This window comes from Nocardiopsis ansamitocini (assembly GCF_030268225.1).
GTDB classification, from domain to species: Bacteria; Actinomycetota; Actinomycetes; order Streptosporangiales; family Streptosporangiaceae; genus Nocardiopsis_D; species Nocardiopsis_D ansamitocini.
On the sequence record NZ_BSQG01000014.1, the window covers coordinates 44,507 to 62,072 of the forward strand.

The 17,566-nt window shown below is 67.4% G+C and carries 20 protein-coding genes; 19 read left to right on the forward strand and 1 reads right to left on the reverse strand.

Annotated elements, in window-relative coordinates:
* The first annotated feature begins 101 nt into the window (after positions 1–101).
* The 18 genes from QSJ59_RS23410 (at position 102) to QSJ59_RS23495 (ending at position 15,487) form a co-directional block, all read left to right on the forward strand.
* Positions 102–1,385, forward strand: a complete 1,284-nt coding sequence (locus QSJ59_RS23410) for a serine hydrolase domain-containing protein (RefSeq protein WP_285761919.1) — start codon at positions 102–104, stop codon at positions 1,383–1,385.
* A gap of 161 nt (positions 1,386–1,546) precedes the next feature.
* Entirely contained in the window at positions 1,547–1,756 is a 210-nt protein-coding gene (rpmE, locus tag QSJ59_RS23415) for a 50S ribosomal protein L31 (RefSeq protein WP_285761920.1), read from the forward strand.
* A 113-nt stretch (positions 1,757–1,869) separates the two neighbouring features.
* On the forward strand, positions 1,870–2,937 hold the full coding sequence (gene prfA, locus QSJ59_RS23420) for a peptide chain release factor 1 (protein WP_285761921.1): 1,068 nt from the start codon (positions 1,870–1,872) through the stop codon (positions 2,935–2,937).
* Positions 2,934–3,791 carry a peptide chain release factor N(5)-glutamine methyltransferase gene (gene prmC / locus QSJ59_RS23425; RefSeq protein ID WP_285761922.1) on the forward strand — a complete coding sequence of 286 codons (858 nt, stop codon included), beginning with the start codon at positions 2,934–2,936 and terminating at the stop codon, positions 3,789–3,791. Before prfA ends, prmC begins: the two co-directional genes overlap by 4 nt.
* A gap of 23 nt (positions 3,792–3,814) precedes the next feature.
* A complete protein-coding gene (locus tag QSJ59_RS23430) occupies positions 3,815–4,561 on the forward strand; it encodes an L-threonylcarbamoyladenylate synthase (RefSeq protein WP_285761923.1) in 747 nt (248 codons plus the stop codon).
* Between the two features lie 617 nt (positions 4,562–5,178).
* On the forward strand, positions 5,179–6,342 hold the full coding sequence (locus QSJ59_RS23435; RefSeq protein WP_285761924.1) for an MraY family glycosyltransferase: 1,164 nt from the start codon (positions 5,179–5,181) through the stop codon (positions 6,340–6,342).
* A 220-nt stretch (positions 6,343–6,562) separates the two neighbouring features.
* A complete protein-coding gene (locus tag QSJ59_RS23440) occupies positions 6,563–7,012 on the forward strand; it encodes a Cg1360 family ATP-synthase-associated protein (protein WP_285761925.1) in 450 nt (149 codons plus the stop codon).
* A 78-nt stretch (positions 7,013–7,090) separates the two neighbouring features.
* Positions 7,091–7,300: a hypothetical protein gene (locus tag QSJ59_RS23445; RefSeq protein ID WP_285761926.1), complete on the forward strand. Its 210-nt coding sequence runs from the start codon at positions 7,091–7,093 to the stop codon at positions 7,298–7,300.
* Positions 7,301–7,438: 138 nt separating this feature from the next.
* On the forward strand, positions 7,439–8,287 hold the full coding sequence (gene atpB / locus QSJ59_RS23450) for a F0F1 ATP synthase subunit A (RefSeq protein WP_285761927.1): 849 nt from the start codon (positions 7,439–7,441) through the stop codon (positions 8,285–8,287).
* A gap of 116 nt (positions 8,288–8,403) precedes the next feature.
* Positions 8,404–8,607, forward strand: coding sequence for an ATP synthase F0 subunit C (gene atpE, locus QSJ59_RS23455; protein ID WP_133742835.1), 204 nt, complete (start codon positions 8,404–8,406; stop codon positions 8,605–8,607).
* 49 nt (positions 8,608–8,656) lie between these two features.
* The gene (locus QSJ59_RS23460; protein ID WP_285761928.1) at positions 8,657–9,199 is read left to right on the forward strand and encodes a F0F1 ATP synthase subunit B; all 543 of its coding nucleotides are present in this window, start codon (positions 8,657–8,659) and stop codon (positions 9,197–9,199) included.
* Positions 9,199–10,008, forward strand: coding sequence for a F0F1 ATP synthase subunit delta (locus QSJ59_RS23465; protein WP_285761929.1), 810 nt, complete (start codon positions 9,199–9,201; stop codon positions 10,006–10,008). Before QSJ59_RS23460 ends, QSJ59_RS23465 begins: the two co-directional genes overlap by 1 nt.
* 108 nt (positions 10,009–10,116) lie before the next feature.
* Positions 10,117–11,760: a F0F1 ATP synthase subunit alpha gene (gene atpA / locus QSJ59_RS23470; RefSeq protein WP_285761930.1), complete on the forward strand. Its 1,644-nt coding sequence runs from the start codon at positions 10,117–10,119 to the stop codon at positions 11,758–11,760.
* A gap of 3 nt (positions 11,761–11,763) precedes the next feature.
* Positions 11,764–12,681, forward strand: coding sequence for a F0F1 ATP synthase subunit gamma (locus tag QSJ59_RS23475; RefSeq protein ID WP_285761931.1), 918 nt, complete (start codon positions 11,764–11,766; stop codon positions 12,679–12,681).
* A 5-nt stretch (positions 12,682–12,686) separates the two neighbouring features.
* Positions 12,687–14,129 (forward strand): F0F1 ATP synthase subunit beta, encoded by a 1,443-nt coding sequence (gene atpD / locus QSJ59_RS23480; protein ID WP_285761932.1) that lies wholly within the window; start codon positions 12,687–12,689, stop codon positions 14,127–14,129.
* Positions 14,130–14,224: 95 nt separating this feature from the next.
* Positions 14,225–14,626 (forward strand): F0F1 ATP synthase subunit epsilon, encoded by a 402-nt coding sequence (locus QSJ59_RS23485; RefSeq protein WP_285761933.1) that lies wholly within the window; start codon positions 14,225–14,227, stop codon positions 14,624–14,626.
* A gap of 22 nt (positions 14,627–14,648) precedes the next feature.
* A complete protein-coding gene (locus tag QSJ59_RS23490) occupies positions 14,649–15,134 on the forward strand; it encodes a DUF2550 domain-containing protein (RefSeq protein ID WP_285761935.1) in 486 nt (161 codons plus the stop codon).
* A 56-nt stretch (positions 15,135–15,190) separates the two neighbouring features.
* Complete coding sequence (locus QSJ59_RS23495; protein ID WP_285761936.1) at positions 15,191–15,487, forward strand: MTH1187 family thiamine-binding protein; 297 nt, start codon at positions 15,191–15,193, stop codon at positions 15,485–15,487.
* 45 nt (positions 15,488–15,532) lie between these two features.
* Here QSJ59_RS23495 and QSJ59_RS23500 read toward each other — a convergent pair whose 3' ends face one another.
* Entirely contained in the window at positions 15,533–16,129 is a 597-nt protein-coding gene (locus QSJ59_RS23500; RefSeq protein ID WP_285761937.1) for a cob(I)yrinic acid a,c-diamide adenosyltransferase, read from the reverse strand.
* A 457-nt stretch (positions 16,130–16,586) separates the two neighbouring features.
* Between QSJ59_RS23500 and QSJ59_RS23505 the strand changes: the two genes are divergently transcribed.
* Positions 16,587–17,540, forward strand: a complete 954-nt coding sequence (locus tag QSJ59_RS23505; protein WP_285761938.1) for a peptidoglycan recognition protein family protein — start codon at positions 16,587–16,589, stop codon at positions 17,538–17,540.
* Positions 17,541–17,566 lie beyond the last annotated feature (26 nt).

Consider the following 17,566-nt stretch of genomic DNA (forward strand, 5'->3'; position numbering starts at 1 on the left):
CTTTGTCGTGTGCGCGCCTATTCCGGGCGTCGTGCGGCCACCGGTGCGGGGACGCCCCGGTGGTCAATAGAGTGCGCGACCCATGATCGAATTGTCAGGCAATGGAGACTAATCGCCGGATACCGGTTGCAGGCGCCGCGCTGACGGCTGCCGTGTTGCTGACGCTGAGTCAGGGATGCCAGCTGACGGACATCGGATGGGCACCGGTCGGTCGAGCCGCGGCGGCCCCCCTCGCGCCCGACCCGCCGCAGATTCCGGCCGACGAGCGCGCTTCTCTCCAGGAACGACTCGACGAGGTGGTCACCGAAGGCTCCAGCGGTGTCGTGGCCGAGCTCGTGGTCACGGGGCCGGGCGGCTCCGATGTCTGGACCGGGACCTCGGGGACGGCCGACCGCGCCACCGGGGCGCCCATCGATCAAGGCGCGCATTTTCGCATCGCGAGCATCTCCAAGCCCTTCCTCGCCACGGTTCTGCTCGAACTCGTCGGAGAGGGGCGGGTCGAGCTCGACGGCACCGTCGAGGAATATCTCCCCGGGCTGCTCAACCGTGGTGACGAGGTCACTCTTCGGATGCTCCTGAGCCACACCAGCGGCATCTACAGCTTCAGCAGGTCCATGCCGCCCGTGCTCGGTACTCCGGATCGGCAGTGGCGGCCCGAGGAGCTCGTGGCCATCGCCAACGAGCACGAGTTCGTGTTCGAACCCGGCCAGGGCGGGGGCTACTCCAACACCAACTACGTACTCGTCGCCATGGTCATCGAGAAGGTCACCGGGGTTCCCTACGACCAGGAGGTGAGCCGCCGACTCCTGGAGCCGCTGGGACTGGACCAGACGTTCATCCCCTCGACCGTCGACATGCCCGCCCCGGTTCTGCACGCCTACCTCCCCGTGCGGGCCTTTCCCGGCGCCGAGCCCGAACCCGCCGAGATCACCGAGTTCAACCCGACGCGCTGGTACGGGACCGCGCAGATCGTCTCCACCGTCGCCGATGTCAACCACTTCTACACCGAACTGTTGGGCGGGAAGGTTCTCGATCCCCCCGAACTCGCCCAGATGCTCACCGTGCAAGGCCTCAGCCCGCAGCAGGGCTACGGTTACGGGCTCGGCCCCCATCAGCGAAGGCTCTCCTGCGGAGTCCAGGTATGGATGCACTCGGGACACATCCCCGGGTACCGGACATGGACCGTGCACAGCGAGGACCGGCATTTCACCATGTTCCAGGCCCGTTTCGACGCCGACCCCGACGCGCCCGCCTGGAGCGTCATCGAAACAGCCCTGTGCCCACCGGAGACGGGAGGCCCGCGTCCCGAGGTCCCGTCAGCTCCGCCCAGCGAGGCCCCCTCGGCGCCGCCCGGCGAGGCCGGAAGGGGCTCCTCCGCGGGGTAGGACCAGGGGTGCGGAATACACGCTGGACGATTGCGGTTTGAAGGTCTGGCAAACTGGTGTATTGACCGCCGCGGTACCGGTTCGCGCATGCCCCCGTCCATTCGGGATGTTCATCGCTGCGCGCGTGCGTCCGGCGACCGCACCTAGCGAGGAGATCCACGATGCAAGCTGGCATTCACCCCGATTACAACGTGACCACGGTTACCTGCACCTGCGGAAGCACCTTCGTGACCCGCAGCACCGCCACCGGTGGCAGCATCCGTACCGACATCTGCTCGGCCTGCCACCCGTTCTACACCGGCAAGCAGAAGATCCTGGACACCGGCGGCCGCCTGGCCCGCTTCGAGAAGCGCTTCGGCAAGCGCAAGTAGCGTTCGAGCCGGCGACGGCGCCGACCGCTCCTGCGGTCCGGCGCCGTCGATACGGGCCGCGCGGGAAAGACCGCGCGGTTTTTCGAACCGACGCTTTCGATGGGGACTACCAAGTGAAGCTGGACGATCTTCTCGGCGAGTACTACGAGCTGGAACAGCAGCTCGCCGATCCCGCCGTGCACGCCGATCCGTCCCAGGCGCGCAGACTGGCCAAGCGCTATTCCCAGCTCACCCCCATCATCAGCACCTACCGTGAGCTCCAGCAGGTCGAGAACGACATCCAGGCCGCCAACGAACTGGCCGCCGAGGACCCCGACTTCGCAGCCGAGGCCAAGGAGCTCACCGGCCAGCGCGAGCAGTTGATCGACCGCCTGCGCCAGCTCCTCATCCCGCGCGACCCCAATGACGACAAGGACGTCATCCTGGAGGTCAAGGCGGGCGAGGGCGGTGAGGAGTCCGCCCTGTTCGCCGGGGACCTGGTCCGGATGTACCTGCGCTACTCCGAGCGGCAGGGCTGGAAGACCGAGGTCATCGACGCGACCCACTCCGACCTGGGCGGTTACAAGGACATCACGATCGCGGTCAAGGCCAAGGCCAGTGCCGACGCAGGACACGGCGTGTGGAACCAGCTCAAGTTCGAGGGCGGCGTGCATCGCGTGCAGCGCGTTCCCGTCACCGAGTCCCAGGGGCGGATCCACACCTCCGCCGCCGGTGTGCTGGTCGTACCCGAGGCCGAAGAGGTCGAGGTCGAGATCCACGAGAACGACCTGCGCATCGACGTCTACCGTTCCTCCGGCCCCGGTGGGCAGAGCGTCAACACCACCGACTCCGCGGTGCGGATCACGCACAAGCCGACCGGCATCGTGGTCTCCTGCCAGAACGAGAAGAGCCAGCTGCAGAACAAGGAGTCGGCGATGCGGGTGCTGCGCGCCCGACTGCTCGCCGAGGCGCAGGCCAGCGCCGACGCAGAGGCCCAGGCCGAACGCAAGAGCCAGGTCCGCACCGTCGACCGCTCCGAGCGGGTGCGCACCTACAACTTCCCCGAGAACCGCATCTCCGACCATCGGGTGGGTTACAAGGCCTACAACCTCGACCAGGTGCTCAACGGCGACCTCACCGGGGTCCTGACCGCGCTCATCGACGCGGACACCAAGGAGAGGCTGGAGGCCGCACAGCAGTGAACCTCCTGCTCGACGAGGTGGCGCGGGCGACCCTGCGGCTTGCTGAAGCCGGCGTCGCCTCGCCCCGCACGGACGCCGAAGAACTTGCCGCCTTCGTGCACGGCGTCCGTCGAGGAGGGCTGCACGGTGTCGCCGACGGTGACTTCGACGCCCGGTACTGGGAGTGCGTGGCCAGGCGTGCGGCCCGGGAACCGCTGCAGCACATCACCGGCCGGGCGTTCTTCCGCTACCTGGAGCTCCGGGTCGGCCCCGGCGTCTTCGTGCCCCGGCCCGAGACCGAGATCATGGTCTCCTGGGCCATCGACGTACTGCGCGCCATGGATGTAGCCGACCCGCTCGTGGTGGACCTGGGAACCGGTTCGGGGGCGATCGCCATCTCCATCGCCCAAGAGGTGCCGCGTTCCAGGGTGCACGCGGTCGAACTCGACGACGTCGCGCTCGCCTGGGCCAGGCGCAACATCGAGGACAGTGGGCACGCCGACCGCATCACCGCCCACCGGGCCGACATGCGCGACTGTCTTGCAGAGTTCGCCGGCCGGGTCGATCTGCTGATCACCAATCCGCCTTACGTTCCCACCGATGGTGCCGAGCAGATCCCGCCCGAGGTCCGTGACTACGACCCCGCACCGGCGCTGTGGTCCGGCGCGGACGGACTCGACATGATCCGCACCTTGGAGGGTGTCGGTCGTCGGCTGCTGCGCCCCGGGGGATACCTGGGGATCGAGCACGGCGACGGCCAGGGCATCGACATCCCCCGGCTGTTCCCCGAGGAACAGGGGTGGCGGGACGTGCTCAACCACAAGGACCTGGCCCGCCGCGACCGTTTCGTGGTCGCCCGCCGCGCCGATGACTGACCTGGACGAACCGAGGTGACGTTGTGAGCCGCAGCTACGACTGTGGGGACGAGGAACAGCGCAAGACGGGGATCGCCGACGCGGCCTCCACCGTCCGTCGGGGGGAGTTGGTGGTATTGCCCACCGACACCGTTTACGGTGTCGGTGCCGACGCCTTCAGCCCCAGCGCGGTGGCCGGGCTGCTCGCGGCCAAGGGCCGGGGCCGGGACATGCCGCCCCCCGTGCTGGTGGGGTCGGTGCGTGCCGCGCAGGCGCTCATCGAGGACCTCGGCAACCACGGCCAGGACCTGATCGAGGAATTCTGGCCGGGACCGCTCACCATCGTGTGTGCGGCCACCCCCAGTCTGTCCTGGGACCTCGGTGACACCAAGGGCACGGTCGCGGTTCGGATGCCCATGCATCCGGTCGCGCTGGAACTGCTCAAGGACGTCGGTCCGATGGCTGTCAGCAGTGCCAATGCCTCCGGGAACCCCGCCGCGACCACAGCGGCTCACGCCGCCGAACAGTTGGGAGACAGCGTTGCGGTCTACCTGGACGGCGGTCCGTGCGCGGATGAACTGCCCTCCACCATCATCGATCTGACGTACGCGGTACCGCGGGTGCTGCGCTCGGGTGCCATCCCCATCGAGCGGCTGCGCGCCGTGTGCGGAACGGTCATCGCAGAGCTGAAGACCACCCGTCCGGCGCCCGGCGAGGCCAAGGAAACCTCCGAGCCCGACGCTCCGGCAGATCGCGGCCAAGGCCCCGCCGCCCCCGAACCGGACGCCTAGCAGCTTCTCGATGCGCGACTGTCGGGAGACAGCGGTGGCCGACTCCGCCGCCCTGGACACCCCCTTGTACGACCGGGGCCGCGTGCCGGCCGGACAGCAGCCACGGCCGAGGAGCACCGCCCAACCGAGGGATGCGGGGCCGGTCGTCGTAGGGCCCGTTGTTTACGGGCCGTGGCCGGGCGTGGAGTACGACGATCGGAACAACGTCTTCGGTCGTTCCGGTCGTCCTGACGGTCGGGTGACGGACCGGCCCTCGTTGCTGGGCATCGTGCCGCGAGGGGCGGACGTGTCGCGTCCCGGGTTTCCTGTCCGGGGCGTGGCTTGTTTCGGGCGGAGGGGCCTCAGGGAGCGGGCAGGCCGTCTCTCTGCTCAGGAACAGGCAGCCGTGCCCCCTGGGGTCTGCTCGGGGGCCGGACGGCGGCGCAGGGGCGGTTCCATCGGAGGGCGGATCCCGAGAAAACGGGAATCCGTTGACACCGGCGGAACGCAACCGGAGTATCGGACATGCCGTCAGCGTCTCCGGGATGCTCCAGAAGTGCTACCGTCGTGGCCATCCACCACCCGTCGCATGCCGCGCCATAGGCGCGGCCGCGCAACCGGAAGGTCTCTGCAAAGCCGTGCGTGAGTACGCGTTGACGTTCGTCATCGCCGTGGCGGTCACCTACCTGCTGACCCCCTTCGTGCGTCGTGCCGCGATCGCCTTCGGGGCGGTCCCGCCGGTCCGCGACCGCGACGTGCACACCGAACCGATCCCACGACTGGGCGGGATCGCGATGTACGGGGGATTCGCCGCAGCGCTCCTCATCTCGGCACAGCTGCCCCACCTCCAGGAGATCTTCTTCGACCAGACGTGGTGGCGCGGTCTCCTGCTGGCCGGCGGGATGATCACCCTGCTGGGCATCGTCGACGACCGGTGGGGGATCTCGGCCGTCCCCAAGCTCGCCGGACAGGTGGCGGCGGCCGGCATCCTGGTGTGGCAAGGCGTGCAACTGTTGTGGCTGCCATTACCCGGTACCACCCTGGTCCTCGGCCCGGAACTCGGTTCGGTGATGTCGGTACTGCTGATCGTGGTCACCATCAACGCCGTGAACTTCGCGGACGGCCTGGACGGTCTGGCAGCGGGGATCGTGGCGATCTCGGCCTTCGCCTTCTTCGCCTACTACTACGTGGTCGCCGTCGACCAGGGGTTCGACCGCCAGTCCTACCCGGCGATGATCGCGATCATCCTGGCCGGGGTGTGCATCGGTTTCCTCATCCACAACTTCAACCCCGCCCAGGTCTTCATGGGCGACACGGGGTCGATGCTGATCGGCCTGCTGCTGGCCTCCATCACGATCACGGTGACCGGCGAGTTCCAGGCGAACTCGGTGACGCGCTTCGACGCCAGCGGGCTCGTCGCGATGCTGCCGATCATGCTTCCGTTGCTGGTCCTGGCGTTGCCGCTGGCCGACCTCGTTCTGGCGGTGGTGCGTCGGACACTGGCCGGAAAATCGCCGTTCGCCCCGGACAAGAAGCACCTGCACCACCGGTTGCTGGAACTGGGACACTCCCACGCGCGTGCCGTCCTGCTCATGTACCTCTGGGCGGCGATCATCTCGTTCGCCGCGGTTTCGCTGTCGATCTTCGACGCGCCGCTGATGGTGCTGACCGTTACCACATTGGTAGCCATCTGTGCGCTTGGCCTGATCACGCTGCCGCGGCTGCGCCGACGGCGTGCTGTGCTCCGGGCGCGACAGGCCCGCGCACGAAAGGGCGGCCCCGGCGCCGTGGACCAGCGGTGACCCCGGTGGTGAAGGCAGTCGGCCCTCCAGGCAGCTCAGCGAGTGGGAGCCATGGGGGACACCCGCGTGAGGCATCCGACATCGGTACCGAATCCGGCGGTGTTTCGGCACACCATGCGTTTTGTAGGCAAGAGGTAAAGGTGCCCCCGGATCTGGTGCTAAAAACCTTGTGATAGCTTTCACGAGCAAGCACCCCACTGAACAGCACCGGAGCTTCTTCATGCAGGAACACGACGCCCGGATTCTCCGAGGCGCCGCGATTCCCACACTGATCATCGGAGTCGGCGCCACAGCGCTCTTCGCCCTGCTCTCGGGTACGGCCGGAGCGGCCGGAGCCTTCTCCGCGCTTCTCCTTCTCCTCCTCTTCTTCGGCAGCAGCGCGGTTGCCGTCTCCCGGATCAGCAAGCGCAACCCCGAGCTCTTCATGCCCGCCATGATGGGGGCGTTCCTGGTCAAGGCGGTGCTGCTTGCCGTCGCGCTGGTCCTGCTGCGCGGCGTCGACTCCCTGGCCTGGATGGACATGACGGCGTTCGCCGTCACCGCGCTGCTCGGAGTGGTCGCCTGGCTGGGGGGACACACCTACGTCCTGGCCACCTCCACGACCCTTCACGTCGAGCCGGAGTCCGTGTCCACCTCCCCCGGCGGGGAGCCAAAGCATGAGAACGCGTGACCCCCGCGGTCGGCGCGGCCAGGTTCATGGACCCCGCCAAGCATCCCCCCGTTGCATCCTGCTATCTTCCGGAGCGAGATGAGCGAGTCGCGCAAACCGGAAGAAACCCCGATCGACGGGGTCGGCACGCTGTCGTTGCTGATATCCGGCATGATGGTGTGGGGCGGCGCCGGCTGGCTGGTCGACCGATTAACGGATCACCAGGCGCTCTTCCTCCCCATCGGCATCCTGTTCGGACTCGGACTGGCGATGTACATGCTCTTCGCCAGGCTGCACCCCCGACACTAGGTGTCACCCCTCCTTCGCCCGCGACCGAGACCCGCCACGGGTCCGGTGTGACGCGGGCGAAGAAGCCGCCGCAGACCGCCCTTGCCGGTCCGCTCGGAACTGACCAGTCTCTCTTGATTCACGACGGAAGGGTTCGCCGTGAGTGCTGACACGCTCAACCTCGCTGCCGAGGGCGGTGGTGGTCTGTTCACGCCAGGAGGTCCCGGTTTCGAAGCCCCCTCCGTCGGGATCTTCTTCCCGTCCCCCTGGGTCGACTACGACATCCCGATGACCAGCGGCATCACCAAGTACGCGGTGCTGCTCGCGGTGGCCTCCGGCCTGGCGCTGCTGTTCCTGTGGTGGACCTCGCGCAAGCAGTCGCTGGTCCCCAACCGCAGCCAGAGCATCGGTGAGATCTTCTTCCTGTTCATCCGGGAACAGATCTCGCGGCCCATGATGGGGGTGAAGGGGGACAAGTACCTCCCGCTCCTGATCTCGCTGTTCATTTTCGTGTTCGCCATGAACATCATGGGAATCATCCCGTTCCTGCAGCTCCCGGTCACCAGCAACCTGTCCTACCCGGTAGGTATCGCGCTGGTCGTCTACGTCACGTTCATCGTGGTGGGGATCCGCTCGCAGGGCGGGGTCGGCAAGTACCTCAAGGGCGCGGTCGTGCCCTCCGGTGCCCCCGGTTGGATCCTGCCGCTCCTGGTCCCCATCGAGATCATCTCGAACTTCCTGATCCGCCCGGCGACGCACGCCATTCGTGTGTTCGCCACCATGTTCGCGGGGCACCTGCTGCTCGCGACCTTCGCCGCCGCCGGCTGGTACATGTTCAACCCCGCCGCGGGCCCGCTGTTCGGGACCATCTCGGTCCTGTTCTCCGGTGCCTCGTTGCTGGCGTTCGTCGTGTTCACAGCCTTCGAGCTGGTGATCATGTTCTTGCAAGCCTTCGTGTTCACGCTGCTCGCGGCGCTGTACATCGGTCAGGCGCAGGAGGCGCACTAGGCCGTAAGGCCGGTGTGCCACGTTTTTCCCGACACCGACCATCCAGCGCGTCCAGTCCAGGGTGCGCTTGACCCCCAAACTGGCCCAGTGTGGCCATGATCTTCAAGGAGAAGTCCATGGAAGGCAGCCTGAACGTCATCGGTTATGGCATCAGCGTCATCGGTGCCGGCATCGGTGTGGGAATCGTGTTCGGTATGGGCATGCAGGCCATCGCCCGCCAGCCCGAGGCCCGCGGCCCCCTCCAGACCAACATCTACATCGGCTTCGCGCTGATCGAGGCCCTTGCGCTGCTCGGCTTCGTTCTCGCGTTCGCCATCTAAGGCGAACCGGCGAAGGAAGTAGGCAATCGAACGTGAAGGGGCGCTGACCATGTTGGGCTTGGCCGCCGAAGAGAACGTTCTGCGGATTCACATCGATGAACTCGTCTTCGGCCTCATCGCCTTCGTTCTGATCTTCGTGCTGGTGTACAAGTACGCCGTCCCGCGGATCACGAAGATGCTCGACGAACGCGCCGACTCCATCGAGGGCGGCATCGAGCGGGCGAAGCAGGCGGAGGCGGGAGCCGAAGAGCTGCGCCAGCAGTACAGGGAGAAGTTGGAGGAAGCCCACCGGTCCTACGCGGCAGAGCTGCAGAAGGCCGGTGAGCAGCGCGCCGCCATCCTGGCGGAGGCGCGTGAGGAGGCCCAGGTCGAGGCCCGCCGCATCATCGAAGCGGCGCACGCCCAGATCGAGGCCGACCGCCAGCACGCCCTGCACCAGCTGCGCACCGAGATCGGGACGCTGTCCACCGATCTCGCCACCCGCATCGTCGGCGAGACTCTCGCCGACAACGCCGCGCAGGGCCGGGTCATCGACCGGTTCCTCGCCGAGTTGGAGCAGGACCAGAGCACCCAGCAAGCCGAGGTGCGCTGATGCGCGGACTCAGTCGAGCTTCGCTGGAAGAGGTGACGCGGCGTCTCGACGCCGTCCTGACCTCGACCGAAACCGCCACGCTGGGACACGAGCTCTTCGAGGTTGTGGCTCTCCTGCACGGAGAGCGCTCCCTGCGTCGATGGCTGGTCGACCAGTCAAGGACCCCTGAGAGCAAGTCCGGGCTGATCGGCTCCCTCCTTGAGTCGAAGGTGTCGCCGGCCACGATTCTCGTGGCCAGCGACATCGTCCAGGCAAAGTGGTCCACGGGCCGCGACATGGTCGACGCCGCCGAGCAGGTGGCCGTGTTCGCCACGGTCGCCGGCTTGGCGGCCGACCAGCGCCTGGGTGAGCTCGAGGACGAGCTGTTCCGGTTCGGCCGGATCGTCGCAGCCCAGCCAGAACTGCGCGCCGCACTCACCAACGACGCCGTCGGGGTGGGGCACAAGCGGGCCCTGGTGGAGAACTTGCTCTCGGGCAAGGTCAGTGCCGCAGCGCTCGCGCTCGTCACCGAAGCCGTGAGCCGGCCGCGGGGACGTACCCTTGAGCAGGGTTTGGACCACTTCGGCCAGTTGGTCGCCGAGCGGGCCAAGCGCTACATCGCCGTGGTGCGCACCGCAGTTCCCCTGAGCGCTCCCCAGCAGTCCAAACTGCAGGAGGTACTCACCCGGGTGTACGGGCGGGCTATCCACCTCAACATCGAAATCGCCCCGGAAATTGTGGGTGGGCTCTCCATCCGCGTGGGCGACGAGGTTATCGACGGCACCGTCGCCGGGCGCATCGCCGAGGTCCGGCGGCGCCTGGCCGGCTGACCTGACGAATCACCGAAGACGCACGGCGTCGGTTCCGAACCGGCGCGACGAGAGCTACGCGGCGCCGGCAGGTTGGCCGTGTAACGGAGAACAAAGGACATACGTGAGATGGCGGAGCTGACGATCCGACCGGAGGAAATCCGGGACGCGCTGCAGCGCTTCGTCCAATCGTACGAGCCGGATGCCGCCGCACGCGAGGAGATCGGGACCGTCACCTACTCCGGTGACGGCATCGCCCGCGTCGGTGGCCTTCCCTCTGCGATGGCGAACGAGCTGCTGGAATTCGAGGACGGCACTCTGGGTATCGCCCAGAACCTGGAGATCGGCGAGATCGGTGTCGTCGTCCTCGGTGACTTCACCAAGATCGCGGAGGGCCAGCCGGTGCGCCGCACCGGTCAGGTTCTCTCGGTGCCGGTAGGCGACGCCTACCTGGGCCGCGTGGTCGACCCCCTCGGCCGTCCCATCGACGGCCAGGGTGAGATCGAGACGTCACAGCGTCGCGAGCTCGAACTGCAGGCACCCACGGTCATGCAGCGCCAGCCGGTCGGCGAGCCGCTGCAGACCGGCATCAAGGCCATCGACGCGATGACCCCCATCGGTCGTGGCCAGCGCCAGCTGATCATCGGTGACCGCCAGACCGGCAAGACCGCGGTCTGCATCGACACGATCATCAACCAGAAGGCCAACTGGGAGTCCGGCGACCCCACCAAGCAGGTGCGTTGCATCTACGTGGCGGTGGGCCAGAAGGGCTCGACCATCGCGAGCGTGCGCGGTGCGCTGGCCGAGGCCGGCGCGCTGGAGTACACCACGATCGTGGCGGCTCCCGCTTCGGACCCCGCGGGCTTCAAGTACATCGCCCCCTACACCGGTTCGGCCATCGGCCAGCACTGGATGTACGAGGGCAAGCACGTCCTCATCGTCTTCGACGACCTGACCAAGCAGGCCGAGGCCTACCGTGCGGTCTCGCTGCTGCTGCGCCGCCCGCCGGGCCGTGAGGCCTACCCGGGTGACGTCTTCTACCTGCACTCCCGTCTGCTGGAGCGCTGCGCGAAGCTGTCCGACGAGCTGGGCGCGGGTTCGATGACCGGTCTGCCGATCATCGAGACCAAGGCCAACGACGTGTCGGCCTACATCCCCACCAACGTCATCTCCATCACCGACGGCCAGGTCTTCCTGGAGTCCGACCTGTTCAACCAGGGTCAGCGCCCGGCGATCAACGTCGGTGTGTCGGTGTCGCGAGTCGGCGGCGCCGCGCAGACCAAGGCCATGAAGAAGGTCTCGGGCACGCTGCGCCTGGGCCTGGCCCAGTACCGCGACCTGGAGGCGTTCGCCGCCTTCGGTTCGGACCTGGACGCCGCTTCCAAGGCTCAGCTCGAGCGCGGTGCCCGCCTCATGGAGCTGCTGCGCCAGGGCCAGTACTCGCCGTTCCCGATGGAGGAAGAGGTCATCTCCATCTGGGCGGGTACCACCGGCAAGCTCGACGACGTTCCGGTCGAGGACATCCGCCGCTTCGAGGGCGAGTTCCTGGACTACCTGCGCCGCGAGCACGGCAAGGTTCTCGACGGCATCCGTGAGAGCGGCAAGCTCGAGGACGGCGCCATCGACACGATCACCGAGTCGATCGCGGAGTTCAAGAAGGGTTTCCAGACCACCTCCGGTTCCATCCTCGGCAGCGAGGAAGAGACCGAGGCGCTGGAGCAGAGCAAGGTCGGCCAGGAGACCATCAAGGTCGCCAAGACCGGCGGGAAGTAACCCATGGGTGCACAGCTTCGCGTTTACCGCCGGAGGATTCGCTCGACGAAGTCGATGGCGAAGATCACCCGTGCGATGGAGCTGATCGCCGCCACGCGCATCACCAAGGCACAGCGCGCGGCCGAGGCGGCCGGGCCCTACGCGCGGGAGATCACCCGCGCGGTCTCGGCGGTGGCGGCTCGCGTCAGCGACCACCCGTTGCTGACCGAGGCACAGAATCCGGTCCGGGCCGCTGTCCTGGTCATCACCAGCGACAAGGGTCTTGCCGGCGGATACACCACCAATGCGATCAAGGAAGCCGAAGGTCTCTCCACGCTTCTGCGCGAGCAGGGCAAAGAGGTCCTGACCTACATGGTCGGACGCAAGGGCATCGGCTTCTACAACTTCCGTGAGCGGCCCCTGGCGGGTGCGTGGGACGGCTTCACCGAGCGTCCCACCTACCAGCACGCCAAGGAAATCGGCGCGGCCCTGATGGACAAGTTCATCCAGGACACCGCGGAGGGCGGTGTGGACGAGATCCACATCGTCTCGACCGAGTTCGTCTCCATGATCACTCAGCGGGCCGGCGCCTACCGGGCGCTTCCGCTGGAGGTCGAGGAGGTCGACGCGGAGGAGCTCGAGACCTCGCAGGGCGGCCCCGTGCCGTTGTACGAGTTCGAGCCCTCACCTGAGGAGGCGCTGGACCAGCTGCTTCCCCAGTACGTGACGAACCGGATCTACTTCGCGCTTCTTGAGTCGGCCGCGTCGCAGCAGGCGTCGCGTCGCGCCGCCATGAAGGCCGCGACCGACAACGCCGAAGAGCTTGTCAAGAACCTGACCCGCCAGGCCAACCAAGCCCGCCAGGCGGAGATCACCAACGAGATCAGCGAGATCGTCGGCGGCGCTGACGCGCTCGCTGGTGCCAGCGCGGGGAGTGAGTAAGAGAAGTGACTGCGACTGTTGAAGGGACGGCCGCGCCCGGTACTGTTACCGGCCGCATCGCCCGGGTCACCGGCCCGGTCGTCGACGTGGAGTTCCCCGTCGGCTCCCTGCCCCCGATCTACAACGCCCTGCACACCGAGGTCACGCTCAGCGGCGCGACCAAGACGATCACGCTAGAGGTTGCCCAGCACCTCGGCGACAACCTGGTGCGCACCATCAGCCTCGCCCCCCAGGACGGTCTTGTCCGGGGTGCCGAGGTCCGCGACACCGGCGAACCGATCTCGGTTCCGGTCGGCGACGTCGTCAAGGGACACGTCTTCAACACCCTGGGCGAGCCCCAGGACGTCTCCCTCGCGGAGCTGAACGTCACCGAGCGCTGGCCGATCCACCGCCAGGCCCCGGCCTTCGACCAGCTCGAGTCGAAGACCGAGATGATGGTGACCGGTATCAAGGTCATCGACCTGCTCACCCCGTACGTGCGTGGTGGCAAGATCGGTCTGTTCGGTGGTGCCGGTGTCGGCAAGACCGTGCTGATCCAGGAGATGATCACCCGTATCGCCCGCAACTTCGGCGGCGTGTCCGTCTTCGCGGGTGTGGGTGAGCGGACCCGTGAGGGCACGGACCTCTTCCTGGAGATGGGCGAGATGGAGGTCCTCCCGGACACCGCTCTCGTCTTCGGCCAGATGGACGAGCCCCCCGGCACCCGTCTGCGGGTGGCCCTGTCCGCCCTGACCATGGCGGAGTACTTCCGCGATGTTCAGAAGCAGGACGTGCTCCTCTTCATCGACAACATCTTCCGGTTCACCCAGGCGGGTTCCGAGGTCTCCACCCTGCTGGGCCGCATGCCCTCCGCGGTGGGTTACCAGCCCAACCTGGCCGACGAGATGGGCCTGCTGCAGGAGCGGATCACCTCGACCCGCGGCCACTCGATCACCTCGATGCAGGCGATCTACGTGCCCGCGGACGACTACACCGACCCCGCGCCGGCCACCACCTTCGCCCACCTGGACGCGACGACCGAGCTCTCCCGCCCGATCTCGCAGAAGGGCATCTACCCGGCGGTGGACCCGCTGGCCTCGTCCTCGCGCATCCTCGACCCGCAGTACGTGGGTCAGGAGCACTACGACGTCGCCCAGCGGGTGAAGGAGATCCTGCAGCGCAACAACGACCTGCAGGACCAGATCGCCATTCTCGGTATCGACGAGCTGTCCGAAGAGGACAAGATCATCGTGAACCGTGCGCGGCGCCTGGAGCGCTTCCTGTCGCAGAACATGTTCGTCGCCGAGAAGTTCACCGGCAACCCGGGGGTGTTCGTGCCGCTGGAGGAGACCATCGCCTCCTTCAAGGCCCTGTGCGACGGTGAGTACGACCACCTGCCCGAGCAGGCGTTCCTCGACGTCGGCAACATCGAGATGGCCGTCGAGAAGGCCAAGACGCTGCAGGGTTAGTAGCTGCGGGGACAGGGGTGCCGGTCGGTCGCGTATCGCGCCGGGCGGCCCCCGTTCTCCGCTGAAACAGCCCTCTACCTGAGGAGTATGTGGCAGTGTCGAAGAAGCTTTTCGTTGAGCTCGTCTCGCCCGAGCGTGAGCTTTGGGCCGGCGAGGGCGACATGGTGATCGTCAAGACCGTCGACGGCGAGATCGGTGTCCAGCCGGGACACGTGCCGGTGCTGGCGTTGCTCGCGCCGGGCGCTGTGGTGCGTGTGCTGGGGGCGAAGGCCGACGGTGAGATCCGCGCAGCCGTGCATGGCGGGTTCATCTCCGTCGCTTCCGGTAACCGGGTCTCGATCCTGGCCGAGATCGCTGAACTCGCCGATGAGATCGACGTCGATCGTGCCCAGACCGCGCTGACCGAGGCCGGTGCCGCCGGCCTTGAGGACGCCGAGGCGCGTGCGCGTGCAGCCCGGGCCCGCGGACGTCTGCGGGCAGCGGGAGAGGCCGCCTGACCGACGGCGTGCCGGGGAGACTTTGGGGGAGCAGCTGAACAGCGCGACGTGGTTCGATCTAGCCGAATGGCTGTTCTTCACGCTGCTCGCCCTGGCCCTCGTGGCGTTGCTCGGAGTGACCGTGCGCCGTTTCGCCCTGGAGCGTGGCGGCGGTGCGGTCGAGTGCTACCTGCGTCCAGCAACGGGCGGCCGGCATCCATGGCGGATGGGGTGTGCCCGTTACGGCAGCGAGGAACTGCGCTGGTATCGCATCTTCTCTTTGTGGCCGCGGCCGACAGCAGAGCTGTCGCGCCGCGGCCTCGTCGTTGTCGGCCGACGTGCTCCCGCGGGCGAGGACCTGCGTGAACTGACCGACGATCTCGTCGTCATCGAGGTCGCCTGGAGTGCGGCGGACGGTTCCGATCCCACGGAAGCCGTCCACGAACTCGCAATGAGCGAGGGTGCACTGACCGGATTTCTGTCCTGGCTGGAGTCCATGCCACCGGGCACGATCTGGCAGGCGGACTGAGCCGGGCCCGGGCGCTTCACCGGCCTTTCGAGGACCTCGACGACTACGATGGACCCATGATCGTCGCGTTTTCCGTGAGCCCTTTGGGCGAGGGCGAATCCGTCGCCCCCGCCGTGGCCAGAGCCGTCCAGGTCGTCCGCGAGAGCGGATTGCCCAATCACACCGATGCGATGTTCACCAGCATCGAGGGAGAGTGGGACGAGGTGATGGACGTCGTCAAACGCGCAACCGAGGCCGCGGGGGAGGGCGCGGGCCGGGTCACCCTGGTTCTCAAGGCCGACATCCGCGCCGGAGTCACCGACGGTTTGACCAGCAAGGTCGAGTCCGTCGAGTCGCTGCTGACCGAGGGGTAGCCCCCGGCCCGCGACGACCGGAGCCGGAAGCGTGCCTGCCGGTGGTCAGTCGCGCTGTCCGCCCGGCTTCCAGAGCACCTCGTCGCCGTCTGCCACCACTCGGCAGAGAATGAACAGCAGGTCCGAGAGCCGGTTCAAGTATTTGGCGGTCAGCGGGTTCACCGAGTCGCCGTGCGCCTCGATCGCGCTCCACGTGGTCCGCTCCGCACGCCTGGCCACCACCCGTGCGGTGTGCATCAGCGCCGCGATCGGGGGGCCACCGGGAAGGATGAAGCTGCGCAGCTTGGTGAGGCCGGCGTTGTAGTGGTCGCACGCCTCCTCCAGCCGGTCGATGTAGGCGGCCTCGACGCGAAGCGGCGGATATTTGGGGTCGGGAACCACCGGTGTGCAGAGGTCGGCGCCCACGTCGAAGAGCTCGTTCTGGACCCGGGACAGGAGCGCCCGTACGTCGTCGGCAACCTCGCCCAGCGACAGCGCGACACCGATTGCGGCGTTGGCCTCCTCCACGTCGGCATAGGCGGCCAGCCGTGCGTCGGTCTTGGCCGTACGGCTCATGTCCCCCAGTGAGGTGGAGCCGTCGTCGCCGCCCCGGGTATAGATCGTGGACAGGACCACGGGCTTGTCGGTATCGCGTTTGGTCATGGGGCTCACCCTAGCTAGGGGAGACGCAGGGCCGGCACGGGGCGATACCCGGACCGCCCCTCTGGGGAGCCGGCCCCGCTCTGGTCTCTTCCGGTGGCAGCGGTGGTGCTCCCCGCTGGGGTCCTCGTCTGTCGCCGGGAGAGACGTTCCCGTTGCGACCGGCTTGCGACCGGCCATTTTGTAGAGAAACCATGCGGGAATCCGTTTCTCCAGGCATCGTAGGAAGAGTGCGGAGAGTAGTTGATTCCCGACTTTGGGTCACAGTTTTCTCCGTGTCAGGTGGAACACGACACCACGGGCACCGTTCGCCCCGGTGTCCGTGTACCGCCTGCCGTGCGGGACGAGAACACAGCGGTGCGAAACCGGACGAGGTGAACGTGGCGCATCACCGCTGACGCAGGCACGGTCAACACCTTGAGTCCCTTCCCTTTGGGGCTCTTCAGCTTCTGGAGGTGCGGTGCCCCGACCCGAGAAGTACGTGTCCCGAGCCGATCTGGGCTGGGGGGAGAGCCCGGCCCAGGCGGCCGACCCCAAGTCCGGCTTGGTCATCCACTACGACTCCAGCAACCAGCGTTTGGCCGCCAAGGCACATGAGGAGTGCCTGGCCTACTGGCGGCGCACGAGAGATTTTCACACCGGGCCCAGTCGCGGCTGGGCCGACATCGGATATTCCTGGATGGCATGCCCGCACGCCTATGTCATCGAGGGACGCGGGCTGTTCCGGGTTCAGGCCGCCCAACCCGGCGGCAACTCCAGTCACTACTCGGTCACCCTGGCCACCGGCCCCACCGACGTCATCACCGACGGCCAGGTCAACGCCGTGCGTCAGCTCCGCCAGTGGTTGATGGAGCCGCGGTCCTCCATCGGCGGCACGGTGTTGGGCCACCGTGACTTCATTTCCACCTCGTGCCCCGGCGAACGCGCATACGCACTGGTCATCGACGGCACCTTCGCCAAGCCGCCCACCCCGACCCTCCAGGAGGACGACGTGCCCGGCCATCACCTGTTCAAAAAGACGACCGCCCAGCCGCTCGCCCCCGGCCAGTGGGCGTCGCTCCAGTTCACCGAACGCGACGGCATCTCCGGCGAGTTGTACGCCCTGGTCGGTGTGGACGAACCCAACGGAGCCCTCTACGACCTCTCGGTCGGGGTCACTGTCGAAGGTCTGGCCGCAGGAGAAGAGTTCCAACTGCGCGCCGTCGAGTACGAGAAGAAGGGGGACGCCTGGCAGCCGGTGCGCAACCGGCCGATCGACTCCCCGGTGCAGGCAGGGGGCAGCGGGCACTTCACCTATTCCTGGAAAGGCGATCTTGCCAAGGGGCGCCGCGTACGCATCCGGGTCGTCTCCTACGGCCGGACACCGGTGCGCGTCACCGATGCGACCGCCGACGTCTTCCACTGGGCGAGGTGACACGCGGTTGCCGAGCCCTTTGCACC